The sequence below is a fragment of the Streptomyces globisporus C-1027 genome, assembly GCF_000261345.2.
GTDB classification, from domain to species: domain Bacteria; phylum Actinomycetota; class Actinomycetes; order Streptomycetales; family Streptomycetaceae; genus Streptomyces; species Streptomyces pakalii.
Genome location: NZ_CP013738.1, coordinates 3,381,040 through 3,401,509 on the forward strand (window position 1 = coordinate 3,381,040; position 20,470 = coordinate 3,401,509).

The 20,470-nt window shown below is 70.4% G+C and carries 21 protein-coding genes; 5 read left to right on the forward strand and 16 right to left on the reverse strand.

The window, feature by feature from the left end; translation table 11 throughout:
* Positions 1-110: 110 nt before the first annotated feature.
* A complete protein-coding gene (locus WQO_RS14500) occupies positions 111-1,430 on the forward strand; it encodes an alpha/beta hydrolase family protein (protein WP_029182668.1) in 1,320 nt (439 codons plus the stop codon).
* A 106-nt stretch (positions 1,431-1,536) separates the two neighbouring features.
* On the opposite strand, the gene WQO_RS14505 is transcribed toward WQO_RS14500, so the two are convergent.
* The 5 genes from WQO_RS14505 to WQO_RS14525 form a co-directional block, all read right to left on the reverse strand.
* Positions 1,537-2,925, reverse strand: coding sequence for a dicarboxylate/amino acid:cation symporter (locus WQO_RS14505; RefSeq protein WP_010063930.1), 1,389 nt, complete (start codon positions 2,923-2,925; stop codon positions 1,537-1,539).
* A 404-nt stretch (positions 2,926-3,329) separates the two neighbouring features.
* Positions 3,330-3,623: a DUF4229 domain-containing protein gene (locus WQO_RS14510; protein WP_010063932.1), complete on the reverse strand. Its 294-nt coding sequence runs from the start codon at positions 3,621-3,623 to the stop codon at positions 3,330-3,332.
* A 93-nt stretch (positions 3,624-3,716) separates the two neighbouring features.
* Positions 3,717-4,238: a GNAT family N-acetyltransferase gene (locus WQO_RS14515; protein ID WP_010063933.1), complete on the reverse strand. Its 522-nt coding sequence runs from the start codon at positions 4,236-4,238 to the stop codon at positions 3,717-3,719.
* A 107-nt stretch (positions 4,239-4,345) separates the two neighbouring features.
* A complete protein-coding gene (gene mqnE / locus WQO_RS14520; RefSeq protein WP_010063934.1) occupies positions 4,346-5,509 on the reverse strand; it encodes an aminofutalosine synthase MqnE in 1,164 nt (387 codons plus the stop codon).
* 93 nt (positions 5,510-5,602) lie between these two features.
* Positions 5,603-6,058 (reverse strand): Lrp/AsnC family transcriptional regulator, encoded by a 456-nt coding sequence (locus WQO_RS14525; protein ID WP_010063935.1) that lies wholly within the window; start codon positions 6,056-6,058, stop codon positions 5,603-5,605.
* 121 nt (positions 6,059-6,179) lie between these two features.
* Here WQO_RS14525 and WQO_RS36130 point away from each other — a divergent pair, with 121 nt between their 5' ends.
* A complete protein-coding gene (locus WQO_RS36130; protein WP_010063936.1) occupies positions 6,180-6,326 on the forward strand; it encodes a hypothetical protein in 147 nt (48 codons plus the stop codon).
* A 10-nt stretch (positions 6,327-6,336) separates the two neighbouring features.
* On the opposite strand, the gene WQO_RS14530 is transcribed toward WQO_RS36130, so the two are convergent.
* A complete protein-coding gene (locus WQO_RS14530) occupies positions 6,337-7,020 on the reverse strand; it encodes a UbiX family flavin prenyltransferase (RefSeq protein WP_029182669.1) in 684 nt (227 codons plus the stop codon).
* Positions 7,021-7,141: 121 nt separating this feature from the next.
* Between WQO_RS14530 and WQO_RS14535 the strand changes: the two genes are divergently transcribed.
* The gene (locus WQO_RS14535; RefSeq protein ID WP_010063938.1) at positions 7,142-7,774 is read left to right on the forward strand and encodes a rhomboid family intramembrane serine protease; all 633 of its coding nucleotides are present in this window, start codon (positions 7,142-7,144) and stop codon (positions 7,772-7,774) included.
* Positions 7,775-7,798: 24 nt separating this feature from the next.
* Here WQO_RS14535 and mqnP read toward each other — a convergent pair whose 3' ends face one another.
* Complete coding sequence (gene mqnP, locus WQO_RS14540) at positions 7,799-8,719, reverse strand: menaquinone biosynthesis prenyltransferase MqnP (RefSeq protein ID WP_010063940.1); 921 nt, start codon at positions 8,717-8,719, stop codon at positions 7,799-7,801.
* A complete protein-coding gene (locus tag WQO_RS14545) occupies positions 8,716-10,173 on the reverse strand; it encodes a menaquinone biosynthesis decarboxylase (protein WP_010063941.1) in 1,458 nt (485 codons plus the stop codon). The genes mqnP and WQO_RS14545 overlap by 4 nt, the downstream gene beginning before the upstream one ends.
* A gap of 155 nt (positions 10,174-10,328) precedes the next feature.
* Between WQO_RS14545 and WQO_RS14550 the strand changes: the two genes are divergently transcribed.
* Positions 10,329-10,682 carry a PLD nuclease N-terminal domain-containing protein gene (locus WQO_RS14550; RefSeq protein ID WP_010063942.1) on the forward strand — a complete coding sequence of 118 codons (354 nt, stop codon included), beginning with the start codon at positions 10,329-10,331 and terminating at the stop codon, positions 10,680-10,682.
* Between the two features lie 82 nt (positions 10,683-10,764).
* Here the strand turns inward: WQO_RS14550 and ccsB are convergent, their stop codons facing one another.
* From ccsB to WQO_RS14580, 6 genes are all read right to left on the reverse strand, one after another.
* Positions 10,765-11,844, reverse strand: a complete 1,080-nt coding sequence (ccsB, locus tag WQO_RS14555) for a c-type cytochrome biogenesis protein CcsB (protein ID WP_010063943.1) — start codon at positions 11,842-11,844, stop codon at positions 10,765-10,767.
* On the reverse strand, positions 11,841-13,640 hold the full coding sequence (resB, locus tag WQO_RS14560; RefSeq protein WP_010063944.1) for a cytochrome c biogenesis protein ResB: 1,800 nt from the start codon (positions 13,638-13,640) through the stop codon (positions 11,841-11,843). The genes ccsB and resB overlap by 4 nt, the downstream gene beginning before the upstream one ends.
* Positions 13,641-13,645: 5 nt before the next feature.
* A complete protein-coding gene (locus WQO_RS14565; protein WP_010063945.1) occupies positions 13,646-14,428 on the reverse strand; it encodes a cytochrome c biogenesis CcdA family protein in 783 nt (260 codons plus the stop codon).
* A 4-nt stretch (positions 14,429-14,432) separates the two neighbouring features.
* Positions 14,433-15,035, reverse strand: coding sequence for a TlpA family protein disulfide reductase (locus WQO_RS14570; RefSeq protein ID WP_010063946.1), 603 nt, complete (start codon positions 15,033-15,035; stop codon positions 14,433-14,435).
* Positions 15,036-15,102: 67 nt separating this feature from the next.
* Positions 15,103-16,359, reverse strand: coding sequence for a polysaccharide deacetylase family protein (locus tag WQO_RS14575; protein WP_010063948.1), 1,257 nt, complete (start codon positions 16,357-16,359; stop codon positions 15,103-15,105).
* Between the two features lie 278 nt (positions 16,360-16,637).
* Positions 16,638-17,759, reverse strand: coding sequence for an alpha/beta hydrolase-fold protein (locus WQO_RS14580; protein ID WP_058953989.1), 1,122 nt, complete (start codon positions 17,757-17,759; stop codon positions 16,638-16,640).
* Positions 17,760-17,783: 24 nt separating this feature from the next.
* Here WQO_RS14580 and WQO_RS35990 point away from each other — a divergent pair, with 24 nt between their 5' ends.
* Positions 17,784-18,029, forward strand: coding sequence for a hypothetical protein (locus WQO_RS35990; RefSeq protein ID WP_073823705.1), 246 nt, complete (start codon positions 17,784-17,786; stop codon positions 18,027-18,029).
* 211 nt (positions 18,030-18,240) lie between these two features.
* Here WQO_RS35990 and WQO_RS14590 read toward each other — a convergent pair whose 3' ends face one another.
* Positions 18,241-18,969, reverse strand: a complete 729-nt coding sequence (locus tag WQO_RS14590) for a histidine phosphatase family protein (RefSeq protein ID WP_010063951.1) — start codon at positions 18,967-18,969, stop codon at positions 18,241-18,243.
* Positions 18,966-20,273, reverse strand: coding sequence for a glutamate-1-semialdehyde 2,1-aminomutase (gene hemL / locus WQO_RS14595; RefSeq protein ID WP_029182670.1), 1,308 nt, complete (start codon positions 20,271-20,273; stop codon positions 18,966-18,968). Before hemL ends, WQO_RS14590 begins: the two co-directional genes overlap by 4 nt.
* Positions 20,274-20,470 lie beyond the last annotated feature (197 nt).

Genomic DNA, 20,470 nt, shown 5'->3' on the forward strand with positions numbered 1-20,470 from the left:
TGACCTCCTCCGCCTCCTCCTCCGGGCGGGCCCGTCTCCACCCGGGGTCCGACACGGCTCCACCCGCCGTCCGATGCGCCCCGCCCGGGCAGCCGCCTAGCGTGGCGGACATGACGATCTTCCTGCGTAATCGACGGGCCGGGGCCGCCGCGACCGCCACGGCGCTGGCCCTGGCCTCCCTGGCGGCGCTCGCCGGGACAGCCACGCCCGCCTCGGCGTCCGGGCGGGCGACGGCGTCCGGTCCGGCGGCAACGGCTACGGCTACGGCTTTAGTGCCTGCGTCGGCCGCTGCCTTGAAGCCCGCTTCCCCGGCCGCCTTCGCCTCGCCCGCCTCCGGCGACCCCGCCGTCCCCGCCGCGCTCACGCTTCCCCGCCCCACCGGCCCGTACGCCACCGGCCGCGACACCCTGTTCCTCACCGACCACGAGCGGACCGACCCCTGGGTCCCGGCCGCCGGGGCACGCCGGTTGCTGGTGTCGCTGCACTACCCGGCCCGCCCGGGCAGCGGCGGTGCCCCGGCCCCGTACATGCCGGAGGCGGAGGCGCGGCTGATGCTCGCGCAGCGCGGTCTCGACGCCCCGGAATGGCCCGGCCTGGTCGCCGCCACCCGGACCTTCTCCCGTACGGACGCACGGCCGGCCCCGGGACGCTTCCCGCTCGTGCTGCTCTCCCCCGGCTTCGGCACGCCCCGGGCCACGCTGACCGGGCTCGCGGAGCAGCTGGCGAGCCGGGGTTACGTCGTGGCGACGGCGGACCATCCGTACGAGTCGACCGGTACGGAGCTGCCCGACGGCCGGGTCCTGACCTGTGCCGCCTGCGACGAGGTGGCCGCGCAGCCCGACGACGCCGGACGGCGCAAGGTGCTGGCCGCCGTCTCCGCCGGGCGGGCCGCCGACTTCTCGTTCCTGCTGGACCGGCTGACCGGGCCGCGCCCCGCGTGGCGGCACGCCCGGGCGATCGACGCGCGGCGGGTGGGCATGGCGGGCCACTCCATCGGGGGCGACGCGGCCGCCTCCACGATGGCCGCCGACCGCCGGGTGGACGCGGGCGTCAACATGGACGGCACGTTCTTCGACCCGGTCGCCGCCCGCGGGCTCGGCGGTCGCCCCTTCCTGATGCTGGGGACCGACCCCGGGCACGCCCCCGGTGCGGGTGACTTGTCCTGGGACGAGGGCTGGGCCCGGCTGGACGGCTTCAAGCGGTGGCTGACGGTCCGGGACTCCGGGCACTTCACCTTCACGGACACCCCGGCGATCGGGGAGCAGCTCGGCATCGTGGACCCGGACGCGCCGCTGTCCGCGGCCCGTTCGACGGCGGTCACCCGCGCCTATGTGACCGCGTTCTTCGACCGCAGCCTGCGCGGCCGGCCGGCCCGGCTGCTGGACGGCCCGACGCCGGCCCACCCCGAGGTGCTCTTCCAGCGCCCCTGACCGTACGGGGGTCGGTCGGGGTCGTCCCCGGAGAGGGACAACACAGCGCCCCCGGCCCACGTCGCACAGGACGTGGGCCGGGGGCGCTGTCGCGTCCGCCGGAGCGCTACGCGGTGGCGGGCACCGCGGTCTTCGGCTCCGCCTCGCGGATCTCGTCCCGGTCGGCGTCGTCGCCGAAGGAGTCGATCGGGGAGGGCGAGGCGGAGTTGTACGCGTCGTGGTCGAGGATCTTCTCGCGGGCCGCGACGATCACCGGGACGAGCGCCTGGCCGGCCACGTTGGTGGCGGTGCGCATCATGTCCAGGATCGGGTCGATGGCCATGAGCAGGCCGACGCCCTCCAGCGGGAGGCCCAGCGTGGACAGGGTGAGGGTCAGCATGACCGTCGCGCCGGTGAGACCGGCGGTGGCGGCCGAGCCGATCACCGAGACGAAGGCGATCAGGATGTAGTCGCCGATACCCAGCTGCACGTCGAAGATCTGGGCGATGAAGATGGCCGCCAGCGCCGGGTAGATCGCGGCGCAGCCGTCCATCTTCGTGGTCGCGCCGAACGGCACGGCGAAGGAGGCGTACTCCTTCGGAACGCCGAGGCGCTCGGTGACCCGCTGGGTGACCGGCATGGTGCCGACCGAGGAGCGGGAGACGAAGGCGAGCTGGATCGCGGGCCAGGCACCCTTGAAGAACTGGAGCGGGCTGACCTTGGCGACGGTGGCCAGAAGCAGCGGGTAGACGCCGAACATCACCAGGGCGCAGCCGATGTAGACGTCGGCGGTGAACGTCGCGTACTTGCCGATGAGGTCCCAGCCGTAGTCGGCGATGGCGTAGCCGATGAGGCCGACGGTGCCGATCGGGGCGAGCCGGATGACCCACCACAGGGCCTTCTGGAGCAGCTCCAGGATCGACTGGCTGAGGGTGAGGATCGGCTTGGCCTTCTCGCCGAGCTTGAGGGCGGCGATACCGGCGACGGCGGCCATGAAGACGATCTGGAGCACGTTCAGCTCGGTGAACGGCGTGATCACGTCGCTCGGGACGATGCCGGTCAGGAAGTCGATCCAGCTGCCCTTGGTCTCGGAGAGCTCGCCGTCCTTCGGCGTGAGGCCGGTGCCGGAGCCCGGGTTGGTGATCAGGCCGATCGCGAGGCCGATGGCGACGGCGATCAGCGAGGTGATCATGAACCAGAGCAGGGTGCGGGTGGCCAGCCGGGCGGCGTTGTTGACCTGCCGCAGGTTGGTGATCGACACGAGGATCGCGAAGAAGACCAGCGGGGCGACGGCCAGCTTCAGCAGCTGGACGAAGAGCGAGCCGATCTCGTCGAGGGTGGTGACGAGCCAGCCGAGGTCCTGGCTGCGGGCAAGCCAGCCGAGCAGCACACCGAGGACCAGACCGGCGACGATCTGGGCCCAGAACGGGACCTTGGGTATACGGGGACGGGACCCGGAGCCGGAGCCTGTGGGCTGCTCGGCCTCGGGGGCGGTGGACGCGGGGTTCGCGGACACGGACACACTCCAGTGAGGACGCATCGGGACACACGGAAGCCATCCGTGCGGTCGTGCGGTGGAACGGGGACGGGGTCGCGGCGCCCGCGTCGAGGGGCGGCGCCGCTGCATGATGCCGTATCAGACCTCGCGGCAACAGACCGCGGACATACAGCGGCAGAGATCGACATGCAGGCGCGCCACGAGCGGGATGCTCGCGGCATGACGGAGGCGCACAGCTGTCTTCACGTCGAATACGTTAACACTTGAACTTTGAGAAGCTCAAAGCCTTTCTTTGGCTCAGGGGTGGCGCTCCCTGTCGCGCACCTGTCCGGAAAACGCCGCGGACCCCGTACCGGAGCGGTTCGCTCCGGACCGGGGTCCGGCGGAAAGGAAGGGGTCGCGCGAGGCGCGTGTGAGGAACCTTACTGAACGGCGTCCTCGCGGGTGCGGTTGGCGTCCAGGCGCGCCTTGGTGCGGTCGACGCCGGCGACGATCTGCTGGGACATCTCGTCACGCTGCTTGCGCAGCAGCACATAGCTGAGCGGCGCGGAGAGGACGAGGCCGAGGAGGATCACCCAGATCGCGTTGGAGCCACCGAGGCCCGAGGGGATCAGCCCGAAGTGGACGGCGACACCGGCGACGAAGAAACAGCCGACGAAGATCAGCAGGCGCAACGCCGTGTAACGGATCAACGCGCTCGGCTTGGCAGCGGACACGGCTGGCCCTCTCTTCCCATCAACGGTCGGCACACTTCTGCCCGTCCAGTGAAGCATGGCCCGAATTCTCTCGGTTCAGGGGGTTGCCGGGCCTCAGAGCGGCAGCAGCATGATGATGTCGTCGCGGTCGTCCCCGGGGGCGACGCGGATCGCGTCCGGGACCCGGCCGACCTCCTTGTAGCCGCAGGCGGTGTAGAAGCGGTCGGCCCCGGTGCCGCCCCGGCAGGTGAGCCGGATGGCCTCGATGCCCTCGATGGAGCGTGCGGCGTCGGCGGCGGCCGCCATGAGGTCGCGGCCGCAGCCCTGGCCCTGGAGGCGGGGGTGGACCATGACCGTGTAGAGCCACAGCCAGTGCTTCATCAGCCGGTGGGTGTTGAGGTTCAGGAAGGCGGTGGCGACGACCGCCCCGCTCTCGTCCCGGCCGGCCAGCAGCCGGGTGCGGCCTTCCTCGATGGCGACGAGATGCTTGAGCAGCTCGGGCCGGATCTCCTCAGGGGTGACGGGCGGGACGAAGCCGACGGCCCCGCCCGCGTTGGACACATCGGCCCACAGGGCGGTGATGCCGTCGCGGAGGGCCGGGGTGAACGAGGGATCCAGTTCAAAAGTAAGGGCCATAGGGGAACAGTAACTATTACCTCCGGGGAGGCTCAACCCTGTCCGGAACATGAGAAAGCCCCGGCCGGGGACGGCGGCCGGGGCTTTCGTGGGTCACGCGATGCGTCTCAGACGCGCATCGGCTGCGGCGACTCGCGCAGGTCCGCGTCCGGCCCCGGGTACTCGCGCAGGATCTCGTACCGGGTGTTCCGCTCGACCGGCCGGAAACCGGCGTCGCGGATCAGGTCCAGCAGGTCGTCACGGCCGAGCTTGTTCGGCGTACCGAAGTCGTCCGCGTCGTGCGTGATCTTGTACTCGACGACCGAGCCGTCCATGTCGTCCGCACCGTGCTGCAGCGCGAGCTGGGCGGTCTGCACGCCGTGCATCACCCAGAACACCTTCACGTGCGGCACGTTGTCGAAGAGGAGACGGGAGACCGCGAAGGTCTTCAGGGCCTCCGCGCCGGTCGCCATCGTCGTGCGCGCCTGGAGCTTGTTGCGGACCTTGCCGTCCTTCATGTCCACGAAGTCGTGCTGGTAGCGCAGCGGGATGAAGACCTGGAAGCCGCCGGTCTCGTCCTGCATCTCCCGCAGCCGCAGCACGTGGTCGACGCGATGACGGTGCTCCTCGATGTGCCCGTACAGCATCGTCGCGGGGGTCTTGAGCCCCTTCTCGTGCGCCAGGCGGTGGATGCGCGACCAGTCCTCCCAGTGGGTGCGGTGGTCGACGATGTGCTGGCGGACCTCCCAGTCGAAGATCTCCGCGCCGCCGCCGGTCAGCGATTCGAGACCGGCCTCGATCAGCTCGTCGAGGATCTCGGAGGCCGAGAGCCCGGAGATCGTCTCGAAGTGGTGGATCTCCGTCGCCGTGAACGCCTTCAGCGCCACGTCCGGCAGGGCTTCCTTCAGCGCGCTGAGCGAGCGCGGGTAGTAGCGCCACGGGAGGGTCGGGTGGAGCCCGTTGACGATGTGGAGCTCGGTGAGGTTCTCGTTCTCCATCGCCTTGGCGAGGCGGACGGCCTCCTCGATGCGCATCGTGTACGCGTCCTTCTCGCCCGGCTTGCGCTGGAACGAGCAGTACGCGCACGAGGCGGTGCACACGTTCGTCATGTTGAGGTGCCGGTTGACGTTGAAGTGCACCACGTCACCGTTCTTGCGCGTGCGCACCTCGTGCGCCAGGCCGCCCAGCCACGCCAGGTCGTCGGACGCGTACAGGGCGATCCCGTCCTCGCGGGTCAGCCGCTCGCCGGCCCGGACCTTCTCCTCCAGCTCGCGCTTGAGTCCCGCGTCCACCCGTCGCCTCCCAGATCTCCGTGTATCAGCCTCCGACCAACCGTACTCCCCCACCCTTCGGGCGGGAGGTGCCCCCTCTACGGCGCTCCGCGCCTACGACTCCTCGGGAAGTTCCCCGACCCGGTTCTCCCACTTCGTGGAGAGCACGATCGTCGTACGCGTCCGCGAGACGCCCTTCGTACCGCTGAGGCGGCGGATCGTCTTCTCCAGGCCGTCCACGTCGCCGACGCGGACCTTGAGCATGTACGAGTCGTCGCCCGCGATGAACCAGCAGTCCTCGATCTCCGCCAGGTCCTTCAAGCGGCGTGCGACGTCCTCGTGGTCGGCGGCGTCCGAGAGCGAGATCCCGATCAGCGCGGTGACGCCGAGGCCGAGCGACGCGGAGTCGACGGTGGCGCGGTAACCGGTGATGACACCGGCGGTTTCCAGCCGGTTGATGCGGTCGGTGACGCTGGGCCCGGAGAGCCCCACGAGCCGTCCCAGCTCGGCGTACGAGGCCCTGCCGTTCTCCCTGAGGGCCTGGATGAGCTGCCTGTCCACCGCGTCCATATGACTGAAACCTTCCATTGTTCAGCAGTACCGCGAGTCTACGTGTAGAATCTAAGGCATGCAGGGCCGACGCCCTGCAAATCTTCTAGAACATCCAAGAAACGCTTTCGAATCTTCAGGAGTGAACTTCACCGTGTACACGATCGAGATGGCCTACGCCCGGATGCGCGAGCTGCAGGACCTGGCCAACCGCTCGCGTGCCCACCAGCCCGCCGCCGCGCACCGCGTCGACAAGACCCGCTCCCCGCGCTCCCCCAAGAAGCGCTGACCCGGACCTCTCAGTCCTCCGGGCGGCGGGAGCCACCACCGAGCTCTCCCTCCCAGCGGCGGTACAGGCGATGCGGCACGGATGCCGCGTCCAGCACCCGCCCGGCGACGAAATCCACCAGGTCCTGGATGTGCGTCGCCCCCGCGTAGAACGCCGGAGAGGCGGGCAGCACGACCGCGCCCGCCTCGTCCAGGGCCACCATCTGCTTCAGCGTCTGGCCGCTCAGCGGAGTCTCGCGCACCGCGACGACGAGCGGGCGGCGCTCCTTGAGCGTCACGCTCGCGGCCCGCTGGAGCAGATCCTTCGACAGACCGAGCGCCACTCCGGCCACACAGGCCGTCGAGGCCGGCACGATCAGCATCCCCTTCGCCGGGTACGACCCGGAGGACGGCCCGGCGGCCAGATCCCCGGCCGGCCAGTGGCGTACGCGCTCCAGCTCCGCGTCCCCCACCGCGAACGCGTCCGGCTTCCCGTCGGCGCCGCGACCCAGCCAGGCCCGCAGGTCCTCGCGCCAGTGCGCGTCCCGGAACGCGATGCCGGTCTCGTCCAGCAGCGTGAGGCGCGAGGCCCGGCTCACCACCAGGTCCACGCTCTCGCCGGCCGACAGGAGCCCGCGCAGGACGGCGGCCGCGAACGGGGTACCCGAAGCACCGGACACCCCGACAATCCAAGGCCGCCGCTGCTGCTGAGTCACTGAAGTCCTGGATTCCACATGCGCGAGCCTATCCGGCGGCCCTCCGCGCGCGGCACCCGGAACCGGGCGGGCGCCACAGACGTTCTCCGGATGACGGGCAACCCGGGGGCAGGGGCAGACCATGGGCGACTACTGGACCACCGACCGCACCACGGACCACGGCACCACCGGCAGCGCGCGGGCCCTGACCGCCGGGCTGCTGATGGCGGGCTGGGTGGCCCTGCTGTGGGTCCTCGAAGGGATCGACGTGGCCACGGGCCACGCGCTCGACACGTACGGCATCAGCCCGCGCCAGATGTCCGAGCTGCGGGACGTGGTGCCCGCCGCGTTCCTGCACAGCGGCTGGGAGCACGTGGCCTCCAACAGCGTCCCGCTGCTGGTCCTCGGCTTCATAGCCGCCCTCGCGGGGCTGCGCCGGTTCGCGGCCGTCGTGTGCACGATCATCGTGGCCAGCGGCCTCGGCGTCTGGGTGACCGCCCCGGAGAACACGATCACGCTCGGCGCGTCCGGCGTGGTCTTCGGGCTGCTCGGCTATCTGCTGGTCCGCGGCTTCGTGGACCGCCGCCCCTGGGACATCCTCATAGGCGTCGGCGTCGCCGTGGTCTACGGCTCGCTGCTGTGGGGCGTCCTGCCGACCCAGTCGGGCGTCAGCTGGCAGGGGCACCTGTTCGGGCTCATCGGCGGCGTGGCGGCGGCGTTCCTCTTCCGCCGCCCGTCCGCGCGCCGCGGACCGGACAACCTGGTCACGGTCTGAGGCTCCCTCGACGTACCAGGGGCGTTACGGGGTCAGGCCCCGCGCCAGCAGATCCAGCAGCGCGCAGGCGAACAGCGCGATGCCGATGAAGCCGTTCACCGAGAAGAACGCCCGGTTCAGCCGGGACAGGTCGTGCGGCCGCACGACCCGGTGCTCGTAGACGAACGCCACCGCGACGATCGCCATGCCGATCCAGTAGAAGACCTCGGCGTCCGTCACCAGACCGAACCACACCAGCAGCCCGGTCGTGACCGCGTGGCACACCCGCGCGCCCCACAGCGAGGCCGGGATCCCGAAGCGCGCCGGGAAGGAGAGCACCCCGTGGGCCCGGTCGGCGGCCACGTCCTGGCAGGCGAAGATCAGGTCGAAGCCGCCGATCCAGATCCCCACCGCGAGCCCGAGGATCACCGCGTCCCACGACCAGCTGCCGGTCACCGCGAGCCACGCGCCGACCGGGCCGATGGCCTGGGCGAGCCCCAGGATGGCGTGCGGGAAGTTCGTGAACCGCTTGCCGTACGGGTAGACCACCATCGGGACGACGGCCACCGGTGCGAGCACCAGGCAGAGCGGGTTGAGCAGGGCGGCGGCGCCCAGGAAGACGGCCAGCGCGACGATCGCGCCGGTCCACGCGGACTTCACCGACACCGCGCCCGTCACCAGCTCACGGCCCGCGGTGCGCGGGTTCCGGGCGTCGATCTCCCGGTCGATGATCCGGTTGGCGGCCATCGCGAACGTCCGCAGCCCCACCATCGCCAGCGTGACCAGCAGCAGGACACCCCAGTGGATCGTGCCGTCCAGCTGGAACATCGCGGTCAGCGCGGCGATGTAGGCGAAGGGCAGCGCGAAGACCGAGTGCTCGATCATCACGAGCCGCAGGAAGGCCTTCACCTTGCTGCTGGAGGGTGCGGGGCCCTGGACGGACGCCGCTTCTGCCGCACTGCTCACAGCCCGTATTCCTTCCAGCGGCGGTCGACCTTCGCCGCCGTCTCGGGGTCGGAGACGACCATCTCCGGCCAGCCGCCGTCCCGGGTGTAGCCCTCGGTGGGCAGCTTCTTCGTGGCGTCGATCCCGGCCTTGCCGCCCCAGAACTGCTGGTAGGAGGCGTGGTCGAGGTGGTCGACCGGGCCCTCGGCGACCGTGAGATCGCGGGCGTAGTCGGTGTTGCCGAGCGCCCGCCAGGCGACCTCGTGCAGATCGTGGACGTCGCAGTCGGAGTCGACGACCACGATCAGCTTGGTCAGCGACATCATGTGCGCGCCCCAGATCGCGCTCATCACCTTCTGGGCGTGCTTCGGGTACTTCTTGTCGATCGAGACGATCGCGCAGTTGTGGAAGCCGCCCGCCTCGGGGAGGTGGTAGTCCACGATGTCCGGCACGATGATCTTCAGCAGCGGCAGGAAGAACCGCTCCGTGGCCCGGCCCAGCGGCCCGTCCTCGGTCGGCGGCCGGCCCACCACGATGGACTGGAGCAGCGGCCGCTTGCGCATGGTGACGCAGTCGATGGTCAGTGCGGGGAACGGTTCCTGCGGGGTGTAGAAGCCGGTGTGGTCGCCGAACGGGCCCTCGGGCAGCATCTCGCCCGGCTCCAGCCAGCCCTCGATGACGACCTCCGCCTGCGCGGGGACCTGGAGCGGCACGGTCTTGCAGTCGACCATCTCGATCCGCTTGCCCTGGACGAACCCGGCGAAGAGGTACTCGTCGATGTCCCCGGGCAGCGGCGCTGTGGAGGCGTACGTGACGGCGGGCGGGCAGCCGAAGGCGATGGCGGCGGGCAGCCGCTCACCGCGCCTCGCCGCGACCTGGTAGTGGTTGGCGCTGTCCTTGTGGATCTGCCAGTGCATCCCGATGGTGCGCTTGTCGTGGCGCTGGAGCCGGTAGAGGCCCAGGTTCCGGACGCCGTTCTCGGGGTGCTTGGTGTGGGTGAGGCCCAGGTTGAAGAACGATCCGCCGTCCTCGGGCCAGGTGAACAGCGCGGGCAGCTGGTCCAGGTCGACGTCGTCGCCGGTCAGCACCACTTCCTGGACGGGCGCGTCGCCGGACTTCACCTTCTTCGGCGGCACGTGCACCATCGAGCCGAGCTTCCCGAAGGCTTCCCGTACGCCGACGAAGCCCTGCGGCAGCTCCGGTTTGAGGAGCCCGCCGATCTTGTCGCTGATGTCGCTGTACGACTTCAGCCCGAGGGCCTTGAGCAGGCGCCGGTCGGTGCCGAAGACGTTCATGGCCAGGGGCATCGAGGACCCCTTGACGTTCTCGAACAGCAGGGCCGGACCGCCCGCCTTGTTCACCCGGTCGACGATCTCGCCGACCTCCAGGTGGGGGTCGACCTCGACCTTGACGCGCTTGAGATCACCATCGCGCTCAAGAGCCCGGAGCAGGGAGCGAAGATCGTCGTAAGCCATGCGGTCCAGTTTGTCATCCCCGCCCCCGCGGGCCCGCCGGGGCTCCCCCGTCCCGCGCCCCGGATCCTTCATGACGAGCCGGTACCCTGGCGGCGATACGGGGCAATCGTCCCGCCCGCCGCCACTTCCTGGGGGACGCACCCATGAGAGCCCTGATGTTCATCGTCCCGCTGGCTCTGACGATCTACGCGTTCATCGACTGCCTGAACACCTCGGAGGAGGACACCAAGCATCTGCCGAAGATCGCCTGGGTCTTCATCATCCTGCTGTTCTGGATCGTCGGCCCGGTCGTCTGGCTCGTCGCCGGCAAGAACCGCCGCAACCGGGCCGGGGGCGCCGGGCCCTCCTCGTGGCAGCGGGGCAGGCGGCAGCAGTGGGTGGCCCCGGACGACAACCCGGACTTCCTGAAGTCCCTGAAGGACGACAAGAAGCCCGATGCGGAGGCCGGGGAGGAGCCGGGCAGGCGCGACGGCACGAGCCCCGACGACAAGACCCCGCCCACGTCCTGACGGCTCACCACCGGCACACGACGCAACGGCTCCCCGGACGAGAATCCGTCCGGGGAGCCGTTGCGTGTCCGGTCGGGCTTGCTCAGACTCCCGCGTAGGAGTGCAGGCCGGAGACGAAGATGTTCACGCCGTAGTAGTTGAACAGCCAGCAGGCGAAGGCGAGGAGCGCCAGGTAGGCGGCCTTGCGGCCCTTCCACCCCGCGGTGGCGCGGGCGTGCAGATAGGCGGCGTAGGCGACCCAGGTGATGAAGGACCAGACCTCCTTGGGGTCCCAGCCCCAGTACCGGCCCCAGGCGTCGCCCGCCCAGATCGCCCCGGCGATGATCGTGAACGTCCACAGCGGGAAGACGGCCGCGTTGATCCGGTAGGAGAACTTGTCCAGCGAGGACGCCGAGGGCAGCCGCTCCATGACCGAGGACGCGAACTTCCCGGGCGTGCCGCCGGAGGCGAGCTGGTTCTCGTAGCTGTCGCGGAAGAGGTAGAGGATCGTGCCGACCGCGCCGAGGTAGAACACGGCGCCGCAGAGGATCGCGGTCGAGACGTGGATCCACAGCCAGTACGAGTGCAGGGCGGGCACCAGCTGGTCGCTGTCGGTGTAGAGCGTGGTGACCGCGATACCGAGGTCCAGCAGGACGGTGGTGACCAGCGGGAGGCCGATCCAGCGGACGTTCTTCTTCAGCGCGAGCAGCACCAGGTAGGAGCCGACCGCCACCGTGGAGAAGGTGATGGAGAACTCGTACATGTTGGCCCAGGGGGCCCGCTGCACCGACAGGGCGCGGGTGATGACCCCGCCCGCCTCGACGAGGAAGGCCACCACGGTCAGCGAGACCGCGATCCGGCCGTACAGGTCGCCCTTGAACGTGCCGCCCGCCGCACCCGGGCCGTCGGGCACGTCACGCGTACCGGCGGCGGACCGGGTGATGACCTCGGGCCGCTCCAGCACGGCCGTGCCACCGGCCTGCGCCTTCACCGCGGGGGCGGCGGAAGCCTTGGCCGAGGAGGTGGACAGCGCGGCGGCGGTGCGGCCGACCTTGCTGCGGCTGCCGAAGACCCACTCCGCGATGTGCGCGAAGAACGCCAGGGTGTAGACGGCCATCGACGAATAGATCAGCACATTGCTGGCTTCAGCCAGGCTCTCGTTGGTTGCGGCGGCGAGATTCACTTCTCAGCCCCTTCGGCAGGTGCTTCGGCAGGGTGTACGGGCCGGCTCCCGGCCTCGTTGGTGGCATCGGTCCCGGCGGAACCGTCCGGCGTGTCCGCCGCGTCCGGTTTCTCCGGCGCGACGGGGGCGACGGGCGCCGTCGTGACGAGGGCGGCCGACAGGTCGCCCAGTTCCTCGGGGAGCTTCGCGGACTCGCTGCGGCCCAGGCCCGCCATCTCCACGACCGTGACGCCGTCGGCGCCCCGGACCGCCCGCACCCAGACCCGGCGGCGCTGGATGAACAGCGATCCGGCGAGTCCGGCGATGGCGGCGACCGCTCCGCCGAGCGCCCAGCCGTTGCCCGGCTGCTGCGAGATCTGGAAGCTGGCCCACTCCTCGGTGCCCTCGTAGGTGATGGAACCGCCGCCGTCGGGCAGGTCCAGCTTCTCGCCGGGCATCAGCATCTTCTTGAGCAGCTCGCCGTCCTTGTCCTTGAACTCCTTCATCTTGGACGTGTCGAGCTGGTAGACGTTCTGCGCGAGCCCGGAGTCGACGCCGAGCGAACCCTGGTAGGCGCTGAGCGCCAGCACCGGGAAGTCCAGCGCCGGGAACTGCGAGAACATCTGGCCCTTGCCGTGACCGGCGAAGGTCGGCACGAAGAACGCCTTGAAGCCCAGCTGGGTCTTCTTGCCGTTCTTGTCCTTGTAGCCGTCCATCACCTTGATCGCACCGGACGAGGTGATGTTGTTGTCGATCGGCAGCAACGGGACGGCGGACTTCGAGACGACCTTGCCCTTGCCGTCCCGGACGGTGACGACGGGCGCGTAACCGTGGGCGATCAGATAGACCTTGGTGCCGTCCACGACGAGCGGTTCGTTGACCTTGATGACGCCCTTGCGCTCCGTGCCCTCGGCCCCCTCGGCGTACGTCACCCGGGCCTCGAAGGTGCGCGGGGTGCCGCGCTGCGGGCCGCTCTTCTCGTACGTACCGACGAAGTCGTCCAGGACGAAGCTGAACGGGGCCAGCGAGTCGGAGTCGTAGAGCGAGCCCGACTTGAAGTCGTCGTACTGGGTGAGGGTGTTGGAGAAGCCGTCGCCCTCGACAACCAGCTTGCCGCCCTCGGACTTGAAGAGCTGCCCGGAGGCGAAGGCGATCAGCATCACGATCAGGGCGATGTGGAAGACCAGGTTCCCGGCCTCGCGGAGGTAGCCCTTCTCGGCGGCGACCGCGTCGCCCACCTCGTGGCCGCGGAAGCGCCGCCCCCGCAGGAGCCGGAGAGCCGTTGCCCGGACCTCCTCGGGATCGGCCTCCGTGCGCCACGTGGTGTACGCGGGCAGCCGGGTCAGCCGCTTCGGCGCGCCCGGCGGGCGGCTGCGGAGCTGGCCGACGAACTGGCCGGTGCGCGGGACGATGCAGCCGATGAGCGAGACGAACAGCAGGATGTAGATCGCGGAGAACCACACCGAGCTGTAGACGTCGAAGAGCTGGAGCGCCTCGTAGACCGGGGTGAGCGTGGTGTGCCGCTCCTTGAAGGCCTGCACCTTCATGTCGTCGACGCTGGTCTGCGGGATCAGCGACCCCGGGATCGCCCCGAGGGAGAGCAGGAAGAGCAGGATCAGCGCCACCCGCATCGAGGTCAGCTGCCGCCAGAACCAGCGCACCCAGCCGATCACGCTCATCGCGGGGACGCCCGCCCCGGTGTCGGGGCGCTCCTCGCGGGGCGCGGTGGAGAGCTGTTCCCCGGCCGCGCCGTGGGCGGAGCCCTGCTCGTCCTCCTCCTCGCGCTGCCGCGTGCTGGTGCTGTTCGCCTTGCTCATTGGACTCAGATCCCTACAACGAAGCCGCTGGACCAGCTCTGCATCTGCTGCATGAGCGTGGCCCACACGCCGGTCAGCAGCAGGATTCCAGTCACGATCATCATGCCGCCGCCGATCCGCATCACCCATGCGTAGTGGCGCTTGACCCAGCCGAACGCGCCGAGCGCCCTGCGGAAGGCGACGGCGGCCAGGACGAACGGGACACCGAGTCCGAGACAGTACGCGACGGTCAGTATCGCGCCGCGTCCGGCGGTGGCGCTCTGGGTCGAGAGCGCCAGCACGGAGGAGAGCGTCGGGCCGATGCACGGGGTCCAGCCGATTCCGAACAGGGCGCCGAGCAGGGGTGCGCCGGCCAGTCCGGTCACCGGCCGTTTGTGGAAGCGGAACTCGCGCTGCGTCACGCCCGGCAGGAGCCCCATGAAGAAGACGCCCATGAGGATCATCAGGACGCCGAGGACCTTGTTGAGCACCTCGGAGTGCGCCTGGAGTTCTTGGCCGAAGTAGCCGAAGAGCGCGCCGGTGGAGGCGAACACCACGGTGAAGCCGAGGACGAACAGCGAGGCGCCGGCCACCACCCGGCCCCGGCGGGCGTCGGCCAGGTCGGTGCCGCTGACTCCGGTGACGTAACTCAGATAGCCGGGGACCAGCGGCAGGACGCAGGGCGAGAAGAAGGAGATGAGACCGGCCAGCAGGGCGAGCGGCAGAGCGACCAGCAGCGCCCCGGACAGGACGGTGTCGTTGTACGCGGCCAGCGTGACGGTCTCGTGGTGGGCGGCGAGGGGGATCACCGGATCACTTCTCCGCGATGATCGGGTCGATCATCTTGCGCAGCTCGTCGCCGTTCAGCGCCTGGAGCGTGCGGGCCGCGATCTTCCCGTCCCGGTCGATGACCACGGTGGACGGGATGGCCTGCGGGTTCAGGGTGCCCTTGGGGAAGCGGAGGATGAGCTTGCCGATCGGGTCGTAGAAGCTGGGGTACTTCACCCCGTAGTCCTTCTCGAAGTTGATCGCCTTGTCCCGCTCGGGGTCCCGGGTGTTTATCCCGACGAACTGGACGCCCTTGGCCTTCGTCGCCTCGGAGACCTGCGCGAAGTACTTCGCCTCCAGCCGGCAGGGGCCGCACCAGGAGCCCCAGACGTTGAGCACGACGACCTTGCCCCGGTAGTCGGCGAGGTCGAGCGGCTTGCCCTCCAGGCTGTTGCCGTCGAGCTTCGGTGCGGCCACCCGGTCGGCCTTCGCGACGGTGGAGACGCCCCCGCTGCCGGTGATGAAGTTGGTGTTGCCGCCACCCCCGGCCTTGTTGCCGTCGCCGCACGCGGACAGCGTGAGGGCACCGGCCACGGCGGTGGCGGCGAGCAGGGTGAAGCGGCGTCGGGACGCGCGGCCAAAGCTCATGTGAAAAGTTTCGCATGGCAGTTTCCGGGGATCTGCGCGCCCCCCTCGGTGCCCGTAAAGCCCCTTGTCAAGCCTGTTTAAAGAAGGAGTTCCAGCCGCCTGCGGGCGCCTGTCCGACCTCCAGTGTGCGGAGCTTGGCGAGCACGGCGGGGTCCTGGGCGTCGAGCCAGTCGACGTACTGCCGGAACGAGACGAGACGGACGTCGTCCTTGTCCGCGACCTTCTTGATCACTTCTTCCACGGCGTCCATATAGATGCCGCCGTTCCACTCCTCGAAGTGGTTGCCGATGTAGAACGGCGCGCGATTCGACTCGTAGGCGCGCTGGAATCCGGCGAGATAGGCGTCGGTGGCCTGCTTGCGCCAGCCCGGATAGCGCGAGGGCATGCCCTTGGTCGAATTCTGCGACTGGTTGGCGAGGATGTTGTAGTCCATCGAGAGGACCTCGAAGGAGTGGCCGGGGAACGGCATCGCCTGCAGCGGCAGATCCCAGACTCCGCCGCGCTTCACGGGCCACGTCTGGCGGCCGCCGGGCGAGCTGGCGTCGTAGCGCCAGCCCAGCTTGCTCGCGGTCGGCAGGAGATTGTCCTGGCCGAGGAGACAGGGGGTGCGGCCGCCGACCAGTTCCTTGCGATAGTCGAACGGAAGCGGTTCCTCGTTCTCCCAGCCGGTGTTGGTCCGCCATTCCGTGACGAACGACACAGCCTGATTGATCTCGCTGTGCCATTGCGCCGGAGTCCAGCGCTCCACGGAACCGGAACCGCCGCAGAAATGCCCGTTGAAGTGGGTGCCGATCTCATGGCCGTCCAGCCACGCCTGACGTACGTACTTCAGTGTGTCCTTGACGTGATCATCGGTGAGATAGCCGATGTCGGAGGCGCCCCGGGGGTTGTTCGGCGGACGGTAGAGGGACTTCTTCGACTCGGGCAGCAGATAGAGCCCGGAGAGGAAGAACGTCATCGCCGCGTCGTGTTCCTTGGCGAGTTCGAGAAAGCGCGGGAAGAGCCCGTTGCCGACCTCGCCCGCACCGTCCCAGGAAAAGATCACGAACTGTGGCGGCTTCTGGCCGGGTTCGAGCGGGACGGGGGCCTCGGGCTGGTGGGGCTGCTTGCCGGTGTCGGCCGTCGAGCCGTCACCGATCAGCCGGACCTTGTTCTTCGGCGAACCGTTTCCGCTGCCGTTGCCTCCGGTGCCGGCGTCGCCCTTGTCACCTCGGTGGGACCCTCCGTCACCGGAGGATCCGGAGGTGCCACAGCCGGCGAGTCCGATCGCGGCTGCGGCCCCGAGCCCTGCGCCGAGCAGGCCCCTTCGATTGATGTCGCGCATACCGTCCCCATCTGCGGTCGTTTTATCTCAAGCCCATACAAACTGCTGAAGGGTTAGATGAGGCGTGTAACACGTCGGTTCCGTATATTTGGGGACTTTCTTTACGCTTTACCTTCCGGTCGCGACGAGGCGCCCGTACGGCTCTCGCACGCCCTCACGGGCAGCCCTGAAGGGGGACGCGGGAACGGCCCTCCGCAGTTCTGCCGCAGGCCGACGGATCGGGATCGCGGATCGGGCGGACAGCGGTTCGACGGGTCGGCTTCCCCGGCCCGTCGAACTCATGCGCGGACGCGAAGACCGTTCGCGGGCCGCTCCTCCCGGAAGGTCTCCACCAGGGCCTCGGTGAGCAGCCCCTGCCAGCAGGCGTGGTCGCGGCCGCCGTTGTGGACCGTGCGGTGGACCCGGTGCCCGCGGGCGCGCAGCGCCCGGACGTGGGCCTCGCCGTGCTCGGCCGAGGCGGGACCGTCGTGCAGCCCGAGGCCGAGGTGGACGACGGGGGCGGGGCCCGGTCCTTCGCCGCCGTACGCCCGCTGCCCGGAGGCGGGCGCCGCGCTCCCGTCGTCGTACGTCCCGTCCTCGGGATGCCCGCCGGGCGAGGGCGACTGGGCGAGGACCCGGCCGAAGCGGCCGGGCCGGGTGAGGCCGGCGTACAGCGCCACCGTCCCGCCGGACCCCTGCCCGGCGACGACGGTCCGGTCCGCGTCGGCGGTCAGCGGCCACCGGGCACGCGCCCAGGGCAGCAACTCCTCGGCGAGGAAGGCGGCGAACGCCTCCCGCCCGCCCAGGTCCCGCCGCCGGGCCGCGGCGTCGACGGCGTCCGGGGAGAGGACGACGAGCGGCGGGAGGGCCCCGTCGGCGATCAGGGCGTCCAGCGTGTCCTGGAAGCCGAGCCGCCCGAACCACATGTCGCCGTCGCCGAGCACGAGCACCGGCAGCGGGCCACTGTGGACATCGGCGTCGCCGCCGCTCGCGGGTTCCGGCGGGAGATCCACGCCTTCCGGTGGGAGGTACGTCCAGACCTCGCGCTCCTCGCCCAGGGCGTGGCCGGTGACGGTGTGCCGCTCGACGGTCCCCCGCCGGATACCGTCCCGGCGGCCCGCCCACGGCTGGGGCGGGGCCTCCGGCAGGGCGAACACCGAACTCTCCACCGCACGCCGGCGGACCGGCAGGCGGCGGGGGTTGAGCGGGTCGGCCACCCCGTGCGCCATCAGCCCGGCCAGCCGCCGCTGGAGCCGTACGGGATCGGCGGGCGCGGGGCCGGGTGAGATGTCGGCCACCAGGCGGTAGGACCCGCGGTGGTCGGCGCGCAGCCGGTAGCCGAGGTACCAGATGTCGGTGCCCGGGAGGTGGTGGAGGAGGCTGTCGGCCGGCCGGTCGCGGTCGCCGATGCCGGTCGCCATCAGGAGGACCTGGCGGGTCGCGCGGTGGCCGCGCCAGAGGAAGGCGACGGCGCGGTGGCCGGGGGCGTCGTCGAGCGTTTCGACGAGCGGGGTGCCGGTGCGGGCGGCCTCGTCCCAGAACGCCTCGGTCAGGGCGGTGCGGGCGACGGCATCCCGGGCGGCTTCGAGCTGCCGGGCGAGCCGGGCGAGCCGGGGGCCGGTGGCCGGGCGGGGGCGGCGTCCGCCGAGTTACGGATCATCGTTCCACCGTTTCGTCGCAGGCGTCCGTGACCACGACGAGCCCCACGGGAACCGGCAGGGCCCGGCAGGCCGTCGGCCTGCCCGCCTGGGGGTGAGTTAGCTTAGCCTGACCTAACTCACCGTTAGCTGGTACGGGAAACCGTTAGCTGGTACGGGAAAAGGGACGGGACCGCCCGCCGCGGTGTGCGGCAGCCGGTCCCGTGGGTCCGTCTCGTCCTGTCGTCGTCCCGTCCGGCGTCGGCTACGCCCCGAACGCCTTCGACTGGCCCTTCGCGGCCTTCCCCTTCACCGGCTTGGCCCCGGCCAGCAGATGCACGGGCACCAGGTCCCGGGCCGGCTCCGAGTAGCCGACCGAGACGATCGTGTCGCCCCGGTAGGTGAAGCTGGTCAGCGAGGCCAGCGTGCACTGCCGCTTGCGCGGGTCGTGCCACAGGCGGCGGCGCTCCACGAAGGACCGCAGGATCCAGATCGGCAGCTGATGGCTGACGCAGACCGCCTCGTGCCCGCGCGCCGCGTCCCGCGCCGTGTCGATCGCGCCCATCATCCGGACGACCTGCTCGATGTACGGCTCGCCCCAGGACGGCTTGAACGGGTTGGTGAGGTGCTTCCAGTTGTCCGGCTTGCGCAGCGCGCCGTCGCCGACGCCGAAGGTCTTGCCCTCGAAGACGTTGGCGGCCTCGATCAGCCGGGCGTCGGTCGCCAGGTCCAGGCCGTGCGCCTGCGCGATGGGGCCGGCGGTCTCCTGGGCGCGCTCCAGCGGGGAGGCGACGACATGGGTGACGTCGCGCTTCTCCAGGTGCTCGGCGACCCGGTCGGCCATCTTCCGGCCCAGGTCGGAGAGGTGGTAGCCGGGGCGGCGGCCGTAGAGCACGCCGTCCGGGTTGTGCACCTCGCCGTGCCGGACCACGTGCACCACGGTCAACTGCTCGTCGCGGTCGACGCCTTCGGGTCCGGTGGTCTTCTCGCTCATGCGGTGGCCTCCGATGCGGCGCGGGCGGCGGCGGGCAGGGCGGCGGCGATGCGCTCGATCGCCCGCTCGTCGAGGGCCGTCGAGACGAACCAGGACTCGAACGCCGAGGGCGGCAGGTAGACGCCCTGCTCCAGCATGGAGTGGAAGAACGCGGTGAAGCGGAAGACGTCCTGCTGCTTGGCGTCGTCGTAGTTCCGGACCGGCTGGTCCGTGAAGAAGACGGAGAACATGTTGCTCGCGGCGGACACCGTGTGCGCGACGCCCTCCTTGCCGAGCGCGTCGCCCACCAGGGAGCGCAGCTCGGCGGAGACCGCGTCGATCCTCGCGTACGCCGCGTCGTCCAGCAGTCGCAGCTGGGCGAGCCCGGCGGCGGTGGCGACCGGGTTCCCGGAGAGGGTGCCCGCCTGGTAGACCGGGCCGGCCGGGGCCAGGTGCGCCATCACGTCGGCGCGGCCGCCGAAGGCCGCGGCGGGGAAGCCGCCGCCCATGACCTTGCCGAAGGTCATCAGGTCGGGCCGGACGCCGTCGACGCCGTACCAGCCGGCCTTCGACGTACGGAAGCCCGTCATGACCTCGTCGGAGATGTACAGCGCGCCGTTGGCCGCGCACAGCTCCTTGAGCCCGGCGTTGAAACCGTCCGCCGGCGGGACGACGCCCATGTTGCCGGGCGAGGCCTCGGTGATCACACAGGCGATCTCGCCCGGGTGCGCGGCGAAGGCGGCGCGGACCGCGTCCAGGTCGTTGTACGGCAGCACGACGGTGTCCCCGGCCGTGGCGCCCGTGACACCGGGGGTGTCGGGCAGCCCGAAGGTGGCCACGCCCGACCCGGCGGCGGCCAGCAGCGCGTCCACGTGGCCGTGGTAGCAGCCGGCGAACTTCACGACCTTGGCCCGGCCCGTGAAACCGCGGGCCAGCCGGATCGCCGACATCGTCGCCTCGGTACCGGAGGAGACCAGGCGCACCTGCTCGACGGGCTCGATCCGCGCCACGATCTCCTCGGCGAGCGCGACCTCGCCCTCGCCCGGCGTACCGAAGGAGGTCCCCCGGGAGACCGCCTCCTGGACGGCGGCGATGACCTCGGGGTGAGAGTGGCCGAGAATCATCGGCCCCCACGAGCAGACGAGGTCGACGTACTCACGGCCGTCGGCGTCGGTGAGGTACGGACCGGCGCCGGAGACCATGAACCGGGGCGTACCGCCCACGGCCCGGAAGGCACGCACGGGAGAGTTCACGCCGCCGGGCGTCACGACGGACGCCCGGTCGAACAGCGACTGCGAAACTGGGGCTTCGTATGAATACGCCACTTTGGTCCTGATCTGCGATTCGGGTGTCGGGAGGCCGGGCCGGGAAATCCCAAACAATCTCGGCCACCGGTGAGCAGGGAGGGCTCTCCCCTCGTATCACGAAAGAGCGTCAGCGCTCTCACGTCTGCGAAACTGGGGCGTCATAGGGAAAGCTCACCCATGCCATGGTGTCAGAGGCACGGACGGTCTTTGCGGAC